At 69.4% G+C, this 20,055-nt stretch carries 19 protein-coding genes; 8 read left to right on the plus strand and 11 right to left on the minus strand.

Annotated elements, in window-relative coordinates; genetic code table 11:
* Positions 1-7: 7 nt before the first annotated feature.
* The 3 genes from EL288_RS10355 to EL288_RS10365 all read right to left on the minus strand — a co-directional run bounded on the left by EL288_RS10355 (position 8) and on the right by EL288_RS10365 (position 3,214).
* Positions 8-688 carry a GntR family transcriptional regulator gene (locus EL288_RS10355; RefSeq protein ID WP_033448442.1) on the minus strand — a complete coding sequence of 227 codons (681 nt, stop codon included), beginning with the start codon at positions 686-688 and terminating at the stop codon, positions 8-10.
* A 96-nt stretch (positions 689-784) separates the two neighbouring features.
* Complete coding sequence (locus EL288_RS10360; protein ID WP_003812116.1) at positions 785-1,465, minus strand: GntR family transcriptional regulator; 681 nt, start codon at positions 1,463-1,465, stop codon at positions 785-787.
* Between the two features lie 6 nt (positions 1,466-1,471).
* The gene (locus EL288_RS10365) at positions 1,472-3,214 is read right to left on the minus strand and encodes an IlvD/Edd family dehydratase (RefSeq protein ID WP_015063696.1); all 1,743 of its coding nucleotides are present in this window, start codon (positions 3,212-3,214) and stop codon (positions 1,472-1,474) included.
* 232 nt (positions 3,215-3,446) lie between these two features.
* On the opposite strand from EL288_RS10365, the gene EL288_RS10370 reads away from it, so the two are divergent.
* Complete coding sequence (locus tag EL288_RS10370) at positions 3,447-4,451, plus strand: Bug family tripartite tricarboxylate transporter substrate binding protein (RefSeq protein ID WP_003817045.1); 1,005 nt, start codon at positions 3,447-3,449, stop codon at positions 4,449-4,451.
* A gap of 13 nt (positions 4,452-4,464) precedes the next feature.
* Here the strand turns inward: EL288_RS10370 and EL288_RS10375 are convergent, their stop codons facing one another.
* From EL288_RS10375 to EL288_RS10390, 4 genes are read right to left on the minus strand one after another with little or no spacing between them, the layout of a single operon-like run.
* Entirely contained in the window at positions 4,465-6,102 is a 1,638-nt protein-coding gene (locus tag EL288_RS10375) for a GMC family oxidoreductase (protein WP_033448439.1), read from the minus strand.
* A 16-nt stretch (positions 6,103-6,118) separates the two neighbouring features.
* Positions 6,119-7,126 (minus strand): ABC transporter substrate-binding protein, encoded by a 1,008-nt coding sequence (locus EL288_RS10380; RefSeq protein ID WP_003812109.1) that lies wholly within the window; start codon positions 7,124-7,126, stop codon positions 6,119-6,121.
* A gap of 22 nt (positions 7,127-7,148) precedes the next feature.
* On the minus strand, positions 7,149-7,970 hold the full coding sequence (locus tag EL288_RS10385) for an ABC transporter ATP-binding protein (RefSeq protein ID WP_003812108.1): 822 nt from the start codon (positions 7,968-7,970) through the stop codon (positions 7,149-7,151).
* Between the two features lie 19 nt (positions 7,971-7,989).
* Positions 7,990-8,757, minus strand: coding sequence for an ABC transporter permease (locus EL288_RS10390; RefSeq protein ID WP_003812106.1), 768 nt, complete (start codon positions 8,755-8,757; stop codon positions 7,990-7,992).
* 99 nt (positions 8,758-8,856) lie between these two features.
* Here EL288_RS10390 and EL288_RS10395 point away from each other — a divergent pair, with 99 nt between their 5' ends.
* Together EL288_RS10395 and EL288_RS10400 are read left to right on the plus strand one after the other, a co-directional pair.
* Positions 8,857-9,582 carry a GntR family transcriptional regulator gene (locus tag EL288_RS10395; protein ID WP_003812103.1) on the plus strand — a complete coding sequence of 242 codons (726 nt, stop codon included), beginning with the start codon at positions 8,857-8,859 and terminating at the stop codon, positions 9,580-9,582.
* Between the two features lie 7 nt (positions 9,583-9,589).
* A complete protein-coding gene (locus EL288_RS10400; RefSeq protein WP_033448434.1) occupies positions 9,590-10,738 on the plus strand; it encodes a mandelate racemase/muconate lactonizing enzyme family protein in 1,149 nt (382 codons plus the stop codon).
* Between the two features lie 15 nt (positions 10,739-10,753).
* Here the strand turns inward: EL288_RS10400 and EL288_RS10405 are convergent, their stop codons facing one another.
* On the minus strand, positions 10,754-11,674 hold the full coding sequence (locus EL288_RS10405) for a LysR family transcriptional regulator (protein ID WP_033448431.1): 921 nt from the start codon (positions 11,672-11,674) through the stop codon (positions 10,754-10,756).
* Between the two features lie 114 nt (positions 11,675-11,788).
* On the opposite strand from EL288_RS10405, the gene EL288_RS10410 reads away from it, so the two are divergent.
* On the plus strand, positions 11,789-12,529 hold the full coding sequence (locus EL288_RS10410; protein ID WP_010928013.1) for an SDR family oxidoreductase: 741 nt from the start codon (positions 11,789-11,791) through the stop codon (positions 12,527-12,529).
* Positions 12,530-12,660: 131 nt separating this feature from the next.
* On the opposite strand, the gene loiP is transcribed toward EL288_RS10410, so the two are convergent.
* Entirely contained in the window at positions 12,661-13,434 is a 774-nt protein-coding gene (gene loiP / locus EL288_RS10415) for a metalloprotease LoiP (protein WP_010928014.1), read from the minus strand.
* Positions 13,435-13,713: 279 nt separating this feature from the next.
* Between loiP and EL288_RS10420 the strand changes: the two genes are divergently transcribed.
* The gene (locus tag EL288_RS10420) at positions 13,714-14,136 is read left to right on the plus strand and encodes a VOC family protein (protein WP_010926524.1); all 423 of its coding nucleotides are present in this window, start codon (positions 13,714-13,716) and stop codon (positions 14,134-14,136) included.
* 121 nt (positions 14,137-14,257) lie between these two features.
* Entirely contained in the window at positions 14,258-15,451 is a 1,194-nt protein-coding gene (locus EL288_RS10425; RefSeq protein ID WP_003812089.1) for an MFS transporter, read from the plus strand.
* A 6-nt stretch (positions 15,452-15,457) separates the two neighbouring features.
* Here the strand turns inward: EL288_RS10425 and EL288_RS10430 are convergent, their stop codons facing one another.
* A complete protein-coding gene (locus tag EL288_RS10430) occupies positions 15,458-16,369 on the minus strand; it encodes a LysR family transcriptional regulator (protein ID WP_225665750.1) in 912 nt (303 codons plus the stop codon).
* A gap of 126 nt (positions 16,370-16,495) precedes the next feature.
* On the opposite strand from EL288_RS10430, the gene EL288_RS10435 reads away from it, so the two are divergent.
* Positions 16,496-18,082: a sulfatase-like hydrolase/transferase gene (locus EL288_RS10435; protein WP_003812086.1), complete on the plus strand. Its 1,587-nt coding sequence runs from the start codon at positions 16,496-16,498 to the stop codon at positions 18,080-18,082.
* 41 nt (positions 18,083-18,123) lie between these two features.
* Positions 18,124-19,101 (plus strand): Bug family tripartite tricarboxylate transporter substrate binding protein, encoded by a 978-nt coding sequence (locus tag EL288_RS10440; protein WP_003812083.1) that lies wholly within the window; start codon positions 18,124-18,126, stop codon positions 19,099-19,101.
* Positions 19,102-19,121: 20 nt separating this feature from the next.
* On the opposite strand, the gene EL288_RS10445 is transcribed toward EL288_RS10440, so the two are convergent.
* Positions 19,122-19,634 (minus strand): hypothetical protein, encoded by a 513-nt coding sequence (locus EL288_RS10445; RefSeq protein WP_003812080.1) that lies wholly within the window; start codon positions 19,632-19,634, stop codon positions 19,122-19,124.
* Between the last annotated feature and the right edge of the window lie 421 nt (positions 19,635-20,055).

Raw genomic sequence — 20,055 nt, forward strand, 5'->3', positions numbered from 1 at the left:
GCGCCGGCTAGGGCATGGCGGGCTGCAGCGCCTGCAGCCTGTCGAAGGCCCAGCTGATGTCCTGCGCCATGACCGCGCGCGCGCTTTCGGCGTCGCGCCGCGCGATGGCGTCGACGATGGCGGCGTGCAGCTCGGCCGAGGGGCGCTCGTCGGAATGCATCAGCTCGCGCGTGGCGCGCAGGTAGGGCCCGGACTGCAGCCACAGGCTTTCGATGGTGGCCAGCATCGAGTCCGAGCGCGCGGCGCGGTAAATGGTGAAGTGAAAGCGCTGGTTGTTCTCCAGCCCGGCCTGGACCGACGCCGTATCGCTGAGCGACCTGCCGATCTGGTCGGCCAGCGCGCGCAGCTCGGCCAGTTCCGGCGCGGTGATGTGCTCGACCGCCCAGGCGGTGACATGGCCCTCGATCAGCACGCGGGCGCGGCGGATGTCCTCCAGGCTGGCGCGCGAGATCATCGGCACGCGCACCGAGCGGCTCTTCATCGGTTCGAGCGCGCGCTGCGTGACCAGCCGGCGCAGCGCCTCGCGCACCGGCATGGCGCTGGTGCCGAACGCATCGGCCAGTTCCTGGATGCCGAGCACCGCGCCGGCGGCGTAGTCGCCGCGCATCAGGTGGTCGCGCAGGCGGCGGTAGATGGCTTCGTTGACGGAGGTATGGACGAGCGGATCGGGGTGGGTGAGCGCAGGCATTTGATCTTTGATCAAAGATTTTTCGCTACGCTACCGGGCCGGCAGGCAAGGCCGCCATAGGGGTTTGCCCGGCCGTTGCGTGTCAGGACGAGGCGTTCAGGCGCCAGCGCGCAGTCCGGCGGCGGCCAGATAGGCGTCGCGCGAAGGCAGCAGATGGTTGCGGCACAGGGCCACCAGGGCGGCGCGGTCGCCCTGGCGCAGCGCCTGGATCATGGCCCAGTGTTCCTGGCGCGCGCGCTCGCGGTAGCTCGCCGCGGCCAGGCTGCCGAAGCGGATCGGGTGGGTGCGGCGCGCGTATTCCTCGATGGCCTGTTGCAGCACCGGGTTGTCGAGCAGGCCGAACAATTCGCGGTGGAACCGCTGGTTGCTGCGGAACACGCGCCGCGCGTTGCCTGCGGCCACCGCGGCGTCGTGCTCGCGCTGCACGGCCACCAGCGCGGCCAGGCGCGCCTCGTCCACGGGCAGGGCGATGCGCTCGGCCGCGCGCGTCTCCAGCAGTTCGCGCAGGTCGTACAGGTCCATGACTTCGCGCGCCGTGAAGGCGCGCACCTCGGCGCCCACGTTGCGCTTGCGCTCGACCGCGCCGCGCTGCTCCAGCTGCGCCAGCACCTGGCGCACCGCGTGCCGCTTCAGCCCGAAGCGCGCCATCAGCTCGTCCTCGGTCAGGCGCTGGCGCGGAAACAGCCGGCCGAAGACGATGTCTTCTTCCAGCTGTTCCACCGCCAGGTCCAGGGCGTCGGCGGGCGGCGGGTCGGCGGGCAGGGCGGTCAGGGTCATGGCGGCTCAGCGAGGCGGCACGGTTTGCTTGCTGGCGGGTGCGCGCAGGAAGTCGAAGTCTACCCCCTGGTCGGCCTGCGTGACCGTGTCGAGGAACAGCTTGCGGTAGCCCCGCTCGGCCTGCGGCCGTTCGATCGGCTGGGCGGCCGCGCGCTGCGCCAGTTCGGCCTCGCTGACCAGCAGGCTGATCTCGCGCTGGCGCACCGACAGGCGGATGCGGTCGCCATTGCGCACGTGGGCCAGCGGTCCGCCGATGGCGGCCTCGGGCGTGACGTGCAGCACGATGGTGCCGGCGGCGGTGCCGCTCATGCGGCCGTCGGATACGCGCACCATGTCCTTGACGCCGGCGCGCGCCAGCTTGCGCGGAATCGGCATGTAGCCCGCCTCGGGCATGCCGGGCGCGCCGGTGGGGCCGATGCGCTTGAGCACCAGGATGTCGTCGGCCGTGACATCGAGCGCGTCGTCGTCGATGCGGCGCGCCATGTCTTCGGCGTCCTCGAACACCACGGCGCGGCCTTCGTGCTCCATCAGCCGGGCGTCGGCGGCCGACTGCTTGATGATGGCGCCGCCCGGCGCCAGGTTGCCGCGCAGCACCGCCAGCCCGCCCACCGGGTAGATCGGGGCGTCGAAGGCGCGGATCACCTCCTGCGCGAACGGCGCGGGCGCGGCGTCGAGCTCTTCGCCCAGCGTGCGGCCCGAGACGGTGAGGGCGTCCAGGTGCAGCAGCGGGCGCAGTTCGCGCAGCAGCGCCGGCATGCCGCCGGCCTTGTGGAAGTCTTCCATGTAGTGCTGGCCCGAGGGCTTGAGATCCACCAGTACCGGCGTCTCGCGGCTCATGCGGTCCAGGCCGGCCAGGTCGATGTCGATGCCCAGGCGGCCGGCGATGGCCGTCAGGTGCACGATGCCGTTGGTCGAGCCGCCGATGGCCAGCAGCACGCGCAACGCGTTCTCGATGGCCTTGCCGGTCAGGATGCGCTCGGGCGTCAGGCGCGCCGCGGCCATGGCCACGGCGGTGGCGCCGGTGCGTTCGGCCACGCGGATGCGGTCGGCCGTGACCGCGGGCGCCGAGGCGCCGCCGCTGATCATCATGCCCAGCGCCTCGGTCAGGCACGCCATGGTGCTGGCGGTGCCCATCACCGAGCAGGTGCCCACGCTGGCCACCAGCTGGTTGTTGACGTCGGTGATCTCGGCGGTGTCGATTTCGTCGGCGCGGTAGCGGCCCCAGTAGCGGCGGCAATCGGTACAGGCGCCGACCCGTTCGCCGCGGTGCGAGCCGGTCAGCATCGAGCCGGTCACCAGCTGGATGGCCGGCACGCCGGCCGAGGCCGCGCCCATCAGCTGCGCGGGCACCGTCTTGTCGCAGCCGCCGATCAGCACCACCGCGTCCATGGGCTGGGCGCGGATCATCTCTTCGGTGTCCATCGACATCAGGTTGCGCAGGTACATGCTGGTGGGCTGCGAGAAGCTCTCGTGCACCGAGATGGTGGGAAAGTCCACCGGCAGCCCGCCGGCCAGCATCACGCCGCGCTTGACAGCCTCGACCAGCTGCGGGGCGTTGCCGTGGCAGGGGTTGTAGCTGCTGCCGGTGTTGACGATGCCGATGACCGGGCGCGCCAGCGCGTCGTCGGTATAGCCCGCGCCCTTGATGAAGGCCTTGCGCAGGAACAGCGAAAAGCCGGTGTCGCCGTAGTTGGTCAGGCCCTTGGACAGGCCGCCGGGCGGCTTGCCGCCTTGGTCGCGCTGGGTCATGGAACACCTCGATAATATTATTGATAATCGTGGCGGCTATCATAGCCAGCGCGCAATCCAGGCCGCAAGCGAATTCCAGGATTTTCTTTATTGATCTGTTTTGTAGATCATTCAATAGAAAAATACGTATTCATCAATCAAGAAATGGCGCCTACACTGCGGCCAAAGCGAGCGGGGCGCCTGCACCCGCTCCGTCCAGATCCACCACCCGGCACACAGGAGGAGAACATCCATGTCCGACCGTCAATCCGCGCGCCTGCCGCGCCGCGCCGCCCTCTGTTCCATGCTGGCGCTGTGCGCCGGTTTCGCGCTGCAGCCCGTCGCCGCGCAGAGCGCCTACCCCGACCGTCCGATCCGCATGATCGTGCCGTATCCCCCGGGCGGCGCCACGGACGTGATCGGCCGCGTGCTGGCCAAGGAAATGAGCGGTGCGCTGGGCCAGTCGGTGGTGGTCGAGAACCGCGCCGGCGCGGCCGGCAACATCGGCGCCGACGTGGTGGCCAAGGCCACGCCGGATGGCTACACCATCCTGATGGGCGCCATGACCAGCCACGCCATCAACGCCGTGCTCTACCAGGGCCGCGTGTCGTACGACATCGAGAAGAGTTTCGCGCCCGTGGCCATCGTGGGCACGGTGCCGCTGGTGTTCGTGGTCAATCCCGCCGTGCCGGCCGATTCGCTGCAAAGCCTGATCGCGCTGGCCAAGTCCAAGCCCGGCTACCTGACCATGGCGTCGGCCGGCAACGGTTCGCCGCAGCACCTGGCCGGCGAAATGTTCAAGCGCGTGGCGGGCGTGGACCTGCTGCACGTGCCGTACAAGGGCAGCGGCCCGGCCATGACCGACCTGATGGGCGGCCAGGTGCTCAGCATGATCGAGACCGTGCCGGCGGCGCAGGGCAACGTCAAGGGCGGCAAGCTGCGCGCGCTGGCGGTGGCCTCGGCGCAGCGCGTCGAATCGCTGCCCGACGTGCCGACCACGGCCGAGGCCGGCCTGCCCAATTTCCAGGTCAGTTCGATGTTCGGCATCGCCGCGCCGGCCGGCACGCCGGCCCCGGTGGTCGAGCGCCTGAACGCCGTGCTCAAGGAAGCGCTGGCCAAGCCCGAGGTGCAGACCGCCTTGCTGAACCAGGGCGCCATCTCGACCTGGACCACGCCTGCCGACGCCGCCGCGCGCATCAGCGCCGAGCGTCAGCAGTGGGCCACCGTGATCGCCGAAGCCGGCGTGAAGGCCGAGTAAGCCCGGCAGCGGGTCAGGCGGCGTCCAGCCGCTGCCTGCCCCGCACCAGGTCGGCGCCTTTCTCGCCGATCAGGATGGCCGCGGCATTGGTGTTGGCCGATACCATCGCCGGCATCACCGACGCATCGATCAGCCGCAGCCGGTCCACCCCGCGCACCCGCAGCTCGGGGTCCACCACCGAGGCCGGGTCGCCGCCCATGCGGCACGAACCGCTGGCGTGGAAGACCGTGCCGCCGCGCGTGCGCGCGAACTGTTCCAGGTCGGCATCGCCGCGGATGGCTGCGCCCGGCATGTATTCCTCGCCGCTCAGGTGCTGGCGAAACGCCGGCTGGTGGTAGATCTCGCGCAGCAGTTTCAACCCCGCCACCAGCACCTTGATATCGTGCGGGTCGGTCAGGTAGTTGGCGACGATGCGCGGCGCCTCGAACGGGTCGGCGCTGCGCAGCGCCACCGTGCCGCGCGACAGCGGCCGGCACTGCGTGGCCGACGCCGAAAAGCCCGAGAAGCCATGCAGCGCGTCGCCGGGCTTGTCCACCGACAACGGCATCACATTGAACAGCACGTCGGCGCGCCCGTCGCGCGCGTGCTCGCTGCACACCATGCCGCCCACCTGGCCGGCGCCTACGGTCAGCGGACCATCCTGGCGCAGCAGCCAGCGCGCGCCCATGCCCAGCATCTTCAGGGGCTTGCGCACGTCGTCGTTGAGCGAGAGCGGATGCTTCAGTTTGACGATGACGCGCGCCTGGTAGTGGTCCTGCAGATTGCGGCCGACTTCCGGCGCATCCACCTGCACGGCGACGCCGTGGCGGCGCAGCAGTTCGGCCGGGCCCACGCCCGACAGCTGCAGCAGCTGCGGCGATTGCAGCGCGCCGGCGGCCAGCAGCACCTCGGCGTCGGCCTGCGTCCGCACCGGCTGGCCGCGCCGGCGTTCGTTCACCCATTCCACGCCGCGGCAGACGCCGCCGTCGATCAGCAGGCGCGTGACGCGCACGCCGGTCAGCACGGTCAGGTTGGGCCGGCCGCGCACCGGATGCAGGAACGCGGTGGCAGCGCTGCAGCGCCAGCGTCCCTTGAGGGTGAGCTGGTAATTGCCCAGGCCGCTGTCGCGCGCGCCGTTGAAATCGGGATTGGGGTCGAAGCCGGCCTGCAGTCCGGCCTCGACCCAGTCGCGGCACAGCGGGTGGTCGTTGCGCAGGTCCGAGACGCACAGCTCGCCGGCGCCGCCGTGGTATTCGCTCGCGCCGCCGCTGTAGCGCTCGGACTTGCGGAAGTAGGGCAGCACGTCGCGATAGCCCCAGCCCTGCGCGCCGGCGCGCGCCCAGTCGTCGTAATCCGCGTGCTGGCCGCGGATGTAGATCAGCCCGTTGATCGAACTGGAGCCGCCCAGTACGCGGCCGCGCGGCCAGACGATGGGGCGCTCGCCCGTCTCGACCTGGGGCTCGACCGGAAACTGCCACGAGAAGCGCGGATCGTAGATCGAGCGGAAGTACCCCACCGGCAGGCGCAGCCAGAAGTTGCGGTCCTCGCCGCCGGCCTCCAGCAGCAGTACGCGGCAGGCCGGGTCGGCGGTGAGGCGGTTGGCCAGCACGCAGCCGGCCGAGCCGGCGCCGACGATGATGTAGTCATACGAAGCGGACAGGGCGGGCGGCATCGGATCCCGGGCGCGCTCAGGCGCGCACGGCCTCCAGGTAGGGTTTGGGATCGAAATAGCGCTCGGCCGGCACCGGCTGGGCGATGTTGGCGCTTTGCACGAAGAAGTCGGTGACCTGCTGCAGCCACCTGGTCACCGTGCCGTCGGCATAGCGCTGGCGCCATTCGGCCGCGGTGAAATACTTCGACGCCTTGAACTGCTCTTTCAGGTCCGGCAGCGGGACTTGCTGGTAGTGGTTCTTCTGCAAGGCCACCAGCGCCTCGTCGGTATGCGACAGCAGGTAGTCGTTGGTCTCGGCCCAGGCCTGGATCAGGGCATTGATGATCTTGGGGTTCTTGTCGTAGTAGTCGTTGCGCGCCGCCCAGCCGCCCACGATGGCCGCCTCGGGGTAGAAGGTCGAGGCGTCGAGCAGCTTGCGCGCGCCGGGCAGCTTCTGGCGGATGGTCACGTCGAACGGCACCCACAGCGCCACCGCCGGCACCGCGCCCGAAATGAACGAGGTGACGGCCTCGGCCATGCGCTGGTTGACGATCTGCACGTCCTTGCCGGCCTGCAGGCCGACGCTGCGCAGGGCGCGGTCCAGGAACACGTGCGCGGTGGTGCCGGTGGTGGTCGAGATCTTCTTGCCCTTGAGGTCGGCCAGGGTCTTGATGCCCGCGTCGTCGCGCACCCACAGCTGGGCGGTGGCGTATTCGATATTGTTGACCAGGAATACCTTGCCTTGTCCGCGCGCCGGGAAGTTCGACACCACCGCGCCGGTCGAGAGCATGTCCAGGCTGCCGCCTATCATGGCCTGGAACAGTTCCAGGCCGGTGGTGAACTGGATCAGTTCCAGGTCCAGCCCGTGCTTGGCGAACGCGCCGGTCTGCTGCCCGGTCCAGATCTGGCCGTCGACGGCCGGCGTATGCAGATAGCCGACGCGCACCTTGTCGCGGGCGCGCGCCAGGGAGGGGATGCCGATGCCGGCCATGGCGGCCGCCAGGGCGCCGGTCTTGAGCAAGGTTCTGCGCTGCGGGTTCATCATGGTGTGGCTCCTCGAGTGGGCTTCAATCGGACAGGCGCACGGTCTGGCGCGCCTGCTTGGCATACTCTTCCATGACCAGCGCGCGGATGTGCGAGCGCAGCTCGCCAAAGCGCGGGTCCTCGTGCAGGTTCTCGGCCCGGGGGTAGCCGAACGGCACGTCGATGATGGTGCGGATGCGCGCCGGCCGCGCGGTGACCACCACGATGCGCGACGACAGGTAGATGGCTTCCTCGACCGAATGCGTGATCAGCATGACGGTCTTGCCCTCGGTCATCTGCACCTGCAGCAGCAGGTCCTGCATGGCCGAGCGGGTTTGCGCGTCGAGCGCGCCGAACGGCTCGTCCATCAGCAGGAACTGCGGCTTGACCGCATAGGCGCGCGCCAGCGCCAGGCGCTGGCGCATGCCGCCGGACAGGTGCTTGGGATAGTGGTGGGCGAAGTCGCCCAGGCCCATCAGGGTCATGTAGCGCTGGCAGATCTGCGCCCGTTCGCCGGCCGCCACGCGGTTGCTGCGCAGGTTCAGGCCGAAGGCGATGTTCTCGCGCACCGTCAGCCACGGGAACACGCCGTATTCCTGGAAGATCACGCCACGGTCGGGCCCGGGCCCGCCGACCGGCTGGCCGTCGAGCAGCACGCGGCCGGCGGTGGGCTGCACGAAGCCGCCCACCAGTCCCATCATGGTGGTCTTGCCGCAGCCCGAGGGGCCGATCACCGAGACGAACTCGCCCTGGCGGATTTCGTAATTGATGCCGTCGAGCACGCGCATCGGACCGTCGGCGGTGGGGTAGTCCACGCAGACATCCTCGAAGCGGATGCGCACGTCGGAGGCGGGAGTCGCGCTCATGCAGGGTCTCCGTGGTCGGTCAGGCGATGCGGTCCTGCCAGGCCACCAGCCGGCGCGCGGCCGCGCGCAGGGCGAGGTCCATGGCCAGGGCGATGAAGCCGATGCAGATGATGCCGACATAGATGATGTCGAGCTGGAAGAACGAGGAGGCGTCCTGGATCAGCGCGCCCAGCCCCTGTTGCGCCGCGATCAGTTCCGAGGCCACCAGCGTGGCCCAGGCCACGCCCAGCGCCACGCGCAGCGCGGTCAGCATGTGCGGGATGGTCAGCGGCACGATGACCTTGCGGAAGATCTCGCCGTCGGTCGCGCCCAGCGTCTTGGCCACGCGCACGAAGATCGGGTTGATCTGCGAGATGCCCTCGTACATGACGATGACGCCGGCGAAGAACGAGGCGTAGAACAGGATGGCGATCTTGGCCGTCTCGCCGATGCCGAAATACACGATGACCAGCGGGATCAGCGCGATGGGGGGCAGGGCGCGGAAGAAGTTGATGACCGGATCGATGAAGCTGCGCACGCCGCGGTACCAGCCCAGCACGAAGCCCACCGGCACCGCCAGCAGGGTGCCCAGGCAGACGCCCACGAACACGCGCTGGGTGGACATGAGGATGTCGTGCGGCAGGCGCGCCTGCATCAGGGCCACGAACCGCGTCCAGACTTCGCCGGGGCTGGGCACCAGGGCCGGGCTGACCAGCCCGCTGGCGCGTATGCCGTACCAGAGCAGCACGATCAACAACCACGGGGCCAGGACCAGCAGCGCACGCATGAGCGCGGATCGACGCTTCACGTTTCCTCCTTGGGGATTGGCAGGCAGCGGCTTGCTCTTATTGTGATCAGATCGTACCATAGACCATACGTTAAGCAAATAAAGAATTCCGCTGAGCTTATGGCCATCAATTTCCACGACAGTCCCATCCCGCGCTACCTGCAATTGGCCGACCTGATGCGCCAGCGCATTGCCCGGGGCCAGTGGGGCCAGGGGCACCGCCTGCCGTCGCTGGAGGAACTGGTGGCGGAGTTCGGCGTGGCGCGCGTGACGGTGCGCCAGGCCATCGACGTGCTCACGCGCGAGGGGCTGGTGTCGCCGCAGCAGGGGCGCGGCACCTTCGTCACCGGCCTGCCGCCCAACGACCGCTGGCTGCAGGTGCAGACCACGCTGGCCGAGCTGGCCAAGGTCTACCGCGACACCAAGCCCAAGATCGTCAACATCGACGAAACCATCACCAATCCGCCGCTGACCGCGCAGGATGGCGTGGCGGCCGAGCGCTATGTCTACATGCGCCGCGTGCACGAGCGCGAAGGGCGGCCGTATTGCGTCATCAATATCTACCTGGACGAACAGATCTTCCGCCGCGATCCGGTGCGCTACCGCAACGAAACCGTCATCCCGCTGCTGGTGTCCGACCCGGCCCTGCGCATCGCCCGCGCGCACCAGGTGCTGACCATCGGCACCGCCGACATGGAAGTCGCCGGCCATCTGCAGGTGCCGGTCAATACGCCGATCGCCGAAGTGCGGCGGCTGTTCCTCGACGAGGCCGGCAAGGTGGTGTACCTGAGCGAAGTCTCGTATCGCGGCGATTTCATCCACCTGGAAATGAACCTGATCCCCTGAGGACGCCATGACACGCGATGCCGCTCCGATCACGCCCGCGCGGGTGCGCGCGCATGTGTTCCGCTATCCGGTCAGCACGCCGGTCAAGACCTCGTTCGGCACCATGCACGACCGGCCGGCGGTATTGGTCGAGGTCGAGGACAGCGATGGCGCGGTGGGCTGGGGCGAGGTCTGGTGCAACTTCCCGGCCTGCGGCGCCGAACACCGCGCCCGCCTGGTCGAGACCGTGCTGGCGCCGCTGCTGACCGCGCGCGCGTTCGCCGATCCGGCGCAGGCCTTCGCCCATCTCGAGGCGCGCACCGCGGTGCTGGCCATCCAGACCGGCGAGCCCGGCCCGCTGGCCCAGGCCATCGCGGGGCTGGACATCGCGCTGTGCGACCTGGCCGCGCGGCGCGCCGGCCAGCCGCTGTGGGCCTGGCTGGGCGGCAGCGGCGATCGCATCGGCGTGTACGCCAGCGGCATCAACCCCGAAAATCCCGAGGACGTCGTGGCGCGCAAGGCGGCCGAAGGCTACCGCGCCTTCAAGCTGAAGGTGGGCTTCGACGATGCGCGCGACGTCCGCAATGCCCTGCATGTGCGCGAACTGCTGGGCGCGGCCACGCCGCTGATGGCCGACGCCAACCAGGGCTGGGACCTGCCGCGTGCGCGCCAGATGGCGCAGCGCCTGGGGCCGGCGCAGCTGGACTGGCTGGAAGAGCCGCTGCGCGCCGACCGTCCGGCCGCCGAGTGGGCCGAGCTGGCCCAGGCCGCGCCCATGCCGCTGGCCGGCGGCGAGAACATCGCCGGCGTGGCGGCGTTCGAGACGGCGCTGGCCGCGCGCAGCCTGCGCGTGATGCAGCCCGACCTGGCCAAGTGGGGCGGTTTCAGCGGCTGCCTGCCGGTGGCGCGCGCCGTGGTCGCCGCCGGCCTGCGCTATTGTCCGCATTACCTGGGCGCCGGCATCGGCCTGCAGGCGTCGGCGCATCTGCTGGCGGCCGTGCCGGGCCTGGCCAGTCCCGGCCTGCTCGAAGTCGACGCCAACGACAACCCCTTGCGCAGCCTGCTCAGTCCGGCGCTGGCGACCCTGCACGAAGGCCGCATCACGCTGGGCGGCGCGCCCGGGCTGGGCGTTACGCCCGACCTGGCGGCCTTGCGCGCCGCCTGCGCCGCTCGCTGAAGGCGCCCGGCCTCGCTAGCGTCGCGCCGGCGCGGCAGCGGGGAACGCCTCCTCATACAGCTTGCCGAGCCAGTCCACGAATACCCGCACGCGGGGGGACAGGTGACGGTGCGAGGGATACAGCGCGGACACCGGCAAGTCCGGGCTCGGCCAATCGCTCAGCACTTCGACCAGCCGTCCCGCGCGCAGATCGTCCTCGACGTGAAAGCGCGGCAACTGAATCAAGCCACAGCCGCGCAGCGCACAGACGACATAGTTCTCCGCGTCGCTGACCGATATCCAGCCATTGAGCGCGAACGCCCGGATCTCGCCGCCGATGCGCAGTTCCAGCGGATAGTCCACGGCCGCGCTGGCGGCGAAGAATTTCACGCCCCGATGCGCCGCAAGTTCGTCCGGGTGGCGCGGCGCGCCGAAGGCGGCGAGATATTCGGGGCTGGCGCAAATGACTTGCGGCATGACGGCCAGCCGCCTTGCCACCAGGGACGAGTCGCGCGGATTGCCCGCGCGGATCACGCAATCGATGCCTTCCCTGACCAGATCGACCAGCCTGTCGCCGCCGCTGACCGCGAGGTCGATGCCGGGATAGCGCGCGCGGAAATCATCGATTCGAGGCAGGACGATTTTGGTGGCGTGCGTGCTGTGCATGTCCACGCGCAGCAGGCCGCGCGGATTGGAAGCGACGCGCTGCAGCGAAGACTGCGCATCGTCCAGTTCGCTGAGCACATGGACGCACCGCTCGTAGAACGCCTGCCCGTCGGGCGTCGCGCGCACGTGGCGCGTGGTGCGGTCCAGCAGCCGCGCGCCCAGGCGGGCCTCCAGTTGCTTGATCGCATGCGTGGCGGTGGCGCGGGGAATGTCCAGCGCGGCCGCGGCGCGGCTGAAGCTGCCCAGCTCGACGATGCGGGTGAACAGTTGCAGGGAGTCGAAGCGATCCATAGGCCTGATTGTTGTCCATGCTTGAATTTAGATTCCAATCCGCATGCATTTATTCATTAATTTTAAACGTGGACAATGGGCGCCATGTCCTGCCTTTCGACCTGGAGCACCTCAATGAACATGGATATATCCAAGGCCGCCATCGTCACGGGCGGCTCGCGCGGCATAGGCAGGGCCATTGCCGCGCGGCTGGCCGCCGATGGCTTTGCGGTCGTCGTCAACTACGCCGGCAATGGCGCCAAGGCCCACGCAACCGTGGCCGCCATCGAATCGGCCGGCGGCAAGGCCATCGCCATCCAGGGCGATGTCGGCAAGCCGCAAGACGTGGCGAACCTGTTCGCCCAGGCCAGGGCAGCCTTCGGCCGCATCGACGTGGTCGTCAACAGCGCCGGCGTGATGCCGATGGCCAGCATCGATGCCGCCAATCTCGACGCCTTCGACCAGGTCATCGCCACGAACCTGCGCGGCGCTTTCCTGGTGCTGGCCCAGGCGGCGGCCAACCTCGGCGACGATGGGCGCATCATCGCGCTGTCGACCAGCGTGATCGCCAAGTCGTTGCCCGGCTATGGGCCCTACATCGCCAGCAAGGCCGGCGTCGAGGGCCTGGTGCATGTGCTCGCCAACGAATTGCGCGGCCGCAACATCACGGTCAACGCGATCGCGCCCGGCCCGGTCGGCACCGACCTGTTCTTCAACGGCAAGAGCGAGGAAGCCGTCGCCAGCATCGCCAGGCAGGCGCCGATGGAGCGCATCGGCATGCCGGACGAAATCGCCGCCGCCGTTTCCTTCCTGGCCGGCCCGGACGGCCGTTGGGTCAACGCGCAGGTGCTGCGCGTCAATGGCGGCTTCGCCTGATCCAGGCGGATCGAAAGGGGGCGCCGCATGCGGCGAGGGCGCGGGACCCAAGGCGTTGGCCTGTCCCGCGCCCGCCCATGCAAAACCCGCCCCGAGGGGCGGGTGTGCGGGGGCGCTGGGCGCCGGCCTGCTTACTTGCCGGCTTGCAGGCGCTTTTCCATGCGCGCCGCGCGGTCCGGCGAGGACGGGTGCGAGCTGAACATGCTGCTCTCGCCGCCGTCGAGCTCGGCCAGCTTCTGGAAGGCCGTCACCAGGCCCTTGCGGTTCATCTTCTTCTCGGTGAGCAGGTCGAACGAGAAGTCGTCTGCGGCGGTTTCCTGCGACTGCGAGAACTGCGCGTTGATGAATTTCTCGGTCATCTCGCCCAGTTGCGAAGCGCTCAGCGAAGCCACCACGCTGTTGCCGGCGGCGCCGGCGGCCTGGCGCGCGGCGCTGACCGCGTAGGCGGTCTGCATGGCCTTCTTGGTGTGGCCCAGCGCGACGTGGCCCATTTCATGGCCGATCACGCCGCGCAGCTCGTCGTCGTTCATCAGGTCCATCAGGCCGGTGTAGACGCGCACGCAACCGTTGCCCATGGCCCAGGCGTTGACGTCCTCGGTCATGTAGACCTTGTAGTTGACCTTCTGCCCGTTGAGCGTCATGTTGCCGAAGCCGCGCATCAGCTTGGTCAGGCGCACGCTGTACTTGTTGCCGGCCGGGGCGATCTTCGATTCCTGGTCGCTTTGCTTGCAGGCGGCGTCCGACAGCTGGATGATGTCGGCGTCGGAAAGATTGGCCGCCTTGGCCATGTCGGAGCCCGCCGAAAGCAGGCTGTTGGTGTCCATGCTCTTCATGCTGGCGCAGCCGGCCAGCAGCAGGCTGGCGGCCAGGGCGCCGCCGAGCAGTTTCGTCTTGCTCTTCATCATGCATTCCTCTTTCTTCGAAGCCGAGTTTGGGCGGGAGCGCGTTCGTCCGGCAGGTGCGCGCGCCGTCCCGAGGCGGCGCGCTTCCTGGCTCGCGGCCCAGGCCGGATCGAAAGTTCGCGGGCTAGACTGTAATTACCAGTGACGGATGGGCGGGTGTTATTGATTTTCAAACTGCAACAGAATGCCAGTGCAATGACGCGGTAATGTCGGCGCAGGCGCCGCCTGGCCGCATAATCGACGCTTGCGCCGCGCCGCGGCCGGCGCCTTGCGGAGCACACCATGCAAGCCAACCTGACTGTCATCACCCTGGGCGTGGACGACCTGGAGCGCGCCCTGCGCTTCTACCGCGACGGACTGGGGCTGCCGACCGCCGGCATCGTGGGCCGGGAGTTCGAGCACGGCGCGGTCGTGTTCATCGACCTGCAGGCCGGCCTGAAGCTGGCGCTGTGGCCGCGCCGCAGCCTGGCGCACGATACCGGCCTGCCGCTGGCGCCGCCCAGCGCCACGGAACTGAGCCTGGGCCACAACGTGACCAGCCGCGCCGAGGTCGACGCGGTGATGGCGCAGGCCGCCCAGGCCGGCGCCGCCATCGTCAAGCCGGCCGGCGACACCTTCTGGGGCGGCTACGCCGGCTACTTCCAGGACCCGGACGGGCACCTCTGGGAAGTGGTCCATAACCCGCAGCTTGCGCCGGCGGGCTGAGCGGAGGCCGTCCCGGGGCGGCGCGGCGAATCGGGCATAATGCGACCGGCCGCATATTTCCAGCGGTTATAAGGGGCCCGCGCGCCAGGCGCGGGCCCCGTCCCATTCCATCGAAGCCGCCATGCCGTCCCGTTCCGCGCAGTCCTCCTCCAACGTTCTGCGGCTTGCCGCGGCACAGGCGCTGGCCGGCGCCAACACGACCGTGGTGTACGCCACCGCCGCCATCATCGGCGAGGCGCTCGCGCCGTCCAAATCGCTGGCGACGCTGCCGATTTCGGTATTCGTGGTGGGCATGGCCGCCAGCACGCTGCCGGCCGGCGCCGTGGCGCAACGCCACGGCCGGCGCGCGGCGTTCATGCTGGGCACGCTGTGCGGCGTGCTGCTCGGCCTGCTGGCCGCGCTGGGCATCTACCTGGAATCGTTCGCGCTGTTCTGCGCCGCCATGGCCTTCGGCGGCGCCTATGCCGCCGTGGTGCTGACGTTCCGCTTTGCCGCCGCCGAGTGCGTCGAACCGCACCGCAAGGCCCGGGCCCTGTCGACCGTGCTGGCCGGCGGCGTGCTGGCCGGCGTGCTCGGCCCGCAACTGGTGTCCTACACCATGGACGCCTGGAGCGGCCATGTTTTCGCCGGCACGTACCTGGCGGCTTCGGCGGTGGCGGTGCTGGCCGCCGTGGTGCTGGGCGGCGTCGACCTGCCGCGGCCGGCGCGCGCCGCCGCCGCGGGCGGACGGCCCCTGCGGGTCATCGCGCGCCAGCCGCGCTTCATCGCGGCGGTGGTGTGCGGCGTGGTGACCTACATGCTGATGAATTTCCTCATGACGTCGGCGCCCCTGGCGATGCGCATGCATGGCCTGTCGCAGCACGCCTCCAACCTGGGCGTGCAATGGCACGTCATCGCGATGTACGCGCCCAGCTTCGTGGCCGGCGGGCTGATCACCCGCCACGGCGCGGTGCCGGTGGTCGCGGCCGGCCTGCTGCTGACCGCGGCCGCGGCCGTGGTCGGCCTGGCGGGCATGGACGCATGGCATTTCTGGGTGTCGCTGACGCTGCTGGGCGTGGGCTGGAATTTCGGCTTCGCCGGCGCGTCGGCCATGGTGCTGGAATGCCATCTGCCGCAAGAGCGCACGCGGGTGCAGGCCGCCAACGATTTCATCATCTTCGGCACCATGGTGGTGGGCTCGTTCGTCTCGGGCGATCTGCTGATGCGCTACGGCTGGGAAGTCGTGTGCTGGCTGGCGCTGCCGCCGCTGGCCGTGGCCGCGTTCGCGCTGCGCTGGTTCAAGCCGCTGCCGGCCGGCGCCGCGGGCAGCGCCTAGCAGGGATCACACCGCCTGGCGCAGGCAGGCGATGAAATGGGCCGTATGGGTGCCATGCACGCCGTCGGCCCGCCACAGCATGCCGATGGGGCCGCCGCTGCCCAGCGTCAGCGGCAGGATGCGCAGCACGCCCTGGCGCTGGAAGTGCTCGGCCAGCCGGCGCGACATGGGCGCGATCATGTCCGAGCGGTCGAGCAGGGCGACGTTGGTCTGCACCGAGGTCGACTCCACCGCATGGCGCGGCAGGGGCTGGCCGGCCACGGCGAGTTCCATTTCCAGCCGCATGCGCAGCGGCGTGCCCTGTTGCGGCGAGATCCACGGATAGGCCTGCGCGTCCTCCCAGCTGATGCGCCGGCGGCCGGCCAGCGGATGCGCGCGGCCCGCCACCAGGCAGACCGGTTCGTCGTACAGCGTCTCGCAGCGGACATCCTCGGGCATGGCAACCTCTTCCAGGCGCCCGACGACGATATCGAAATCCCCGTTGCGCAGGCCCGGCAGCAGCAGATCGATCGAGGCTTCGATCACGCTGACCAGCACGTCCGGATAGGCGGCGCGAAAGCGCCGGATGCTTTCGGGCAGCACGACCGGCCCCACCACCGGCGAGAAACCCACCGACAGATGGCCCGCGAAACCGCTTGCGATGTGGTCTACCGCGGTACGGGCGCGTTCGAGCCGGCCGATGATGGCGCGCGCGTGCGCCTGCAGTTCGCGCGCGCAGGCCGTCGGCGTCACGCCGCGCGGCTCGCGCACGAACAGGCGCTGGCCGATGTCGGCCTCGAGGTCCTTGAGCCATTTCGACAGCGCGGGCTGGCTGATGCCGTATTCGTTGGCCACTTCGGTCAGGTTGCCGGTTTCGCACAGGCGTATCAGCAGGCGCAGGTGGCGGGGCCGCAGCCGGTCGATCCAGTTCGTGAGCATGGGCGTCGGATATGACATAACTAATGGGTTATGGAATTCTAATATCTTTTCATTTTTCATTTATGTTTAGGGCACGCACAATCGGGCCTCGTCGTGTACTTATGTCCGGCTTGCGCCGCACCTGCCATGTCCCAGCCCAATTTCCTGCTGTTCATTACCGACCAGCACCGCGCCGATCACCTTGGTGCCTACGGCAATTCGCAGATCCGCACGCCGGCGCTCGACGCCCTGGCGCGGCGCGGCTGGCTGGCCGAGCGCTTCTACGTCGCCTCGCCCATCTGCATGCCCAACCGCGCCACCCTGATGACCGGCCGGATGCCTTCGGCGCACGGGGCGCGCCACAATGGGATTCCGCTGTCGCAGCGCGCCACCACCTTCGTCGAGCGCCTGCGCCAGGCCGGCTATGGCACGGCGCTGGTGGGCAAGTCGCACCTGCAGAACATGACGGGCAACGGTCCGGTCTGGCCGCGCCCGCAGGATCCGCCCGCCGAGGGTGAGGCCTGGGCGCCCGAGCCGGGCGACTACGACCAGGAGTGGGGGCCCTTGTGGCGCGAGGATCCGGCCCATGACCTGGCCACGCCGTTCTATGGTTTTTCGCAGGTGGACCTGGCGGTCGACCATGGCGACCGGGTCTGGGGGCATTACTGGCGCTGGCTGCAGCGCGAGCATCCGGAGGTCGCGGCGCAGGCCGGGCCCGACCATGCGCTGCCCGCGCCCGGCTTCGAACTGGTGCGGGCAGGGCAGGCCTGGCGCACGCGCGTGCCCGAATCCTGTTCGACCACGGCCTACCTGGGCCGCCGCACCATGCAGGCCCTGGACGGCTACGCGCAGCGCGGACAGCCGTTCTTCATCCAGTGCTCGTTTCCCGATCCGCACCATCCGTTCACGCCGCCGGGCAAGTACTGGGACATGTACCGGCCCGAGGACGTCGAACTGCCCGCGTCCTTCCATGCCAGCGCGGCCGCCGGCAGGCAGCCCCCGCCGCACGTGCAGTGGATGTACGCGCAGCGCGACAGCGGCCGCGCCGTCAAGCACACGCCGGCGATGTTCGCCTGCACCGAGCGCGAGGCGCGCGAGGCGATCGCGCTGAACTACGGCTCGATCTCGCACATCGACCACACGGTGGGCGAAGTGCTGGCGCATCTGCAGCGGCTGGGCCTGGCGGACAACACCGTGGTGATCTTCACCAGCGACCACGGCGACTACCTGGGCGACCACCAGCTGCTGTGGAAAGGGCCGGTCCACTACCAGAGCGTCATCCGCACCCCGTTCATCTGGGCCGATCCGGCCGGCGCGCAAGGCGCGCGCAGCGACGCGCTGTGCTCGACCACCGACATCGCGCCCACCATCCTGGCGCGCGCCGGCTTGCTGCCCTACAACGGCATCCAGGGCGCCGATCTCGGCGCGCTGATGCGCGGCGAGCAGGCCGCGCCGCGCGAGGCCGTGCTGATCGAGGAAGAAGGCCAGCGCGTCATGTTCGGCTTCGACAAGCGGGTGCGCATGCGCACCCTGCAGACCGGCCGTTACCGCATGAGCGTCTATCACGGCGTGTCCTGGGGCGAGCTGTACGACCTGCGCGAGGATCCGCTGGAATTGCGCAACCTGTGGGACGAGCCGGGCAGCGCCGCGCTACGGCAGGACCTGCTGTTCCAGCTCGCGCAGAACCTGATCGGGCATGGCGAGACCAGCCCCCATCCGACCGCGCTGGCCTGACCGCCAGGCAAGCGCGCCAACAGAATTCGAGGAGACAAGACATGCGTATTTTCCAAGCCCTGCGCCACGCGGCCCTGGCCGCCGCCCTGAGCCTGGGCGCGGCGGCGGCCGCCACCGCCGCCTATCCCGACAAGCCGGTGCGGCTGGTCGTCAACTTCACGCCGGCCGGTCCGCTGGACCTGCTGGCCCGCCTGGTGGCCGAGCGCGCCAGCCGCGAGCTGGGACAGACCGTCATCGTCGAGAATCGCGCCGGCGCCGGCGGCAATATCGGCGCCGACGTGGTGGCCAAGTCCGCGCCCGACGGCTATACGCTGCTGATCACCACCGATACGCTGGCCACCGTCAATCCGTTCGTCTATGCAAGCATGCCGGCCGATCCGTTCAAGGACCTGCAGCCGGTGGCGCTGACCGGCACGTTCAACCAGGTGCTGGTGGTCCAGCCCAGCCTGGGCGTGCGCAACCTGGCCGACTACATGGCCTATCTCAGGCAGCACGGCGGCACCTACGCCTCGGCCGGCAACGCCACGCCCGGCCACCTGACCTTCGAAAGCCTGCGCCAGGCGCTCGACCTCGACGTCACGCACGTGCCTTACCGCGGCACCGCGCCGGCGGTCAACGATCTGCTCGGCGGCCAGGTCGAGGCGGGCTTTCTGGTGGTGCCGGGCGTGCTGCAGCATATCCAGGCGGGCAAGCTGGTGCCGCTGGCCGTCTCGGGCGCGCAGCGCGACGCCGCGCTGCCCGACGTGCCGACGATCGCCGAGTCCGGCCTGGCGCAGGTGCGCGACTTCGACACCAGCTTCGGCTATCTGCTGATGGCGCCCGCGGGCGTGCCGGACGAGGCGGTCCAGGCCTGGCAACGGGTACTGGCCAGGATCTACGCCAGCCCGGAATTCCTCGAGCGGCTCGCGGCCCTGGATATCGCGCCGACCTTCGGCGACGCGCAGCAGGCGGCGCAGTGGATGCGCACGCGCGCGGCGCGCTGGGAAAAGGTGGTGGCGGCGGCGGGCATCAAGCCGTAACGCCCCGCCTGCCCGGGGCTTCACTCCGTGGCAGGCACCTTGCGCGCGCGCATCAGCCGGCCCCATGCGCGCGCAAAGCCGCTGGCCGCGCCGGCCAGCACGGCAAAGCCCAGCGCGGCCGACAGCCAGCCGATGCGCGCGAAACCGGGAAACGCGCCGTACAGCCAGCCCAGGCCTTGCGACAGCGCGACCATGGCGACCGTGCCGACGATCCAGCCGGCAATCAGCCAGCGCGCCCGGCGCTGGCGGACCGGCGCGAAACTGAGGTGGTACACGATGCGCGCGCAGTAATACGCGGCCACGGCCGCCAGCGCCGTCAGGAAAACCGACGCGTCGGCGATGGCGCCGCTGAATTCGGCCGATTGCCAGCTCTCGCCGATCAGCAGCCACTGGCGGCGCGGCGCCGGATAGGGAATCCAGGTCGCCACGCCCAGCGCGCCCGCCAGCCGCGCCAGGCCGGCGTAGCACAGCCAGCCGGTGGCCGCCGCCGCCAGGCCGGCCAGCCAGAAGCGCAGGCGTTCATGGCGCATCATCGGCGGTTTCTCGCGGGCAGGCGGTACGAATGGCGGGGGGCAGGCGGGTTCAAGAGCGGCATGGGCGGCATGGGCGGCGGGGTCGGCGTTGCGCAACCGTATCGGCGCGAACGGCGGAAATCAACCGCGGGGCTGAGTCCGGCCTCATTCCATCCGCCGTCTGGATGAGAAAAACTATATCGTAGAGCGATATGAATTAATTCTTTTGGATTAGGCCGGCACGAGAATCACGCGCGGAAGGCCCGCAAAATCGTACTGCGGACCAATTATTTCATCGTAATATCAGCGCGTTGCAGCGATGCTTTCAGTTTGAAAGCAGACCGTAAGCTAATCGTAAACCCGGGGTTTTCAAGCAAAAGCATCGTGCTACGATCTATTCCGTTTTCCTGATGGCGGCGTTCCGGTCGCAATCCGTTACACC

Source organism: Bordetella bronchiseptica (assembly GCF_900636925.1).
Taxonomy (GTDB): domain Bacteria; phylum Pseudomonadota; class Gammaproteobacteria; order Burkholderiales; family Burkholderiaceae_B; genus Bordetella; species Bordetella pertussis.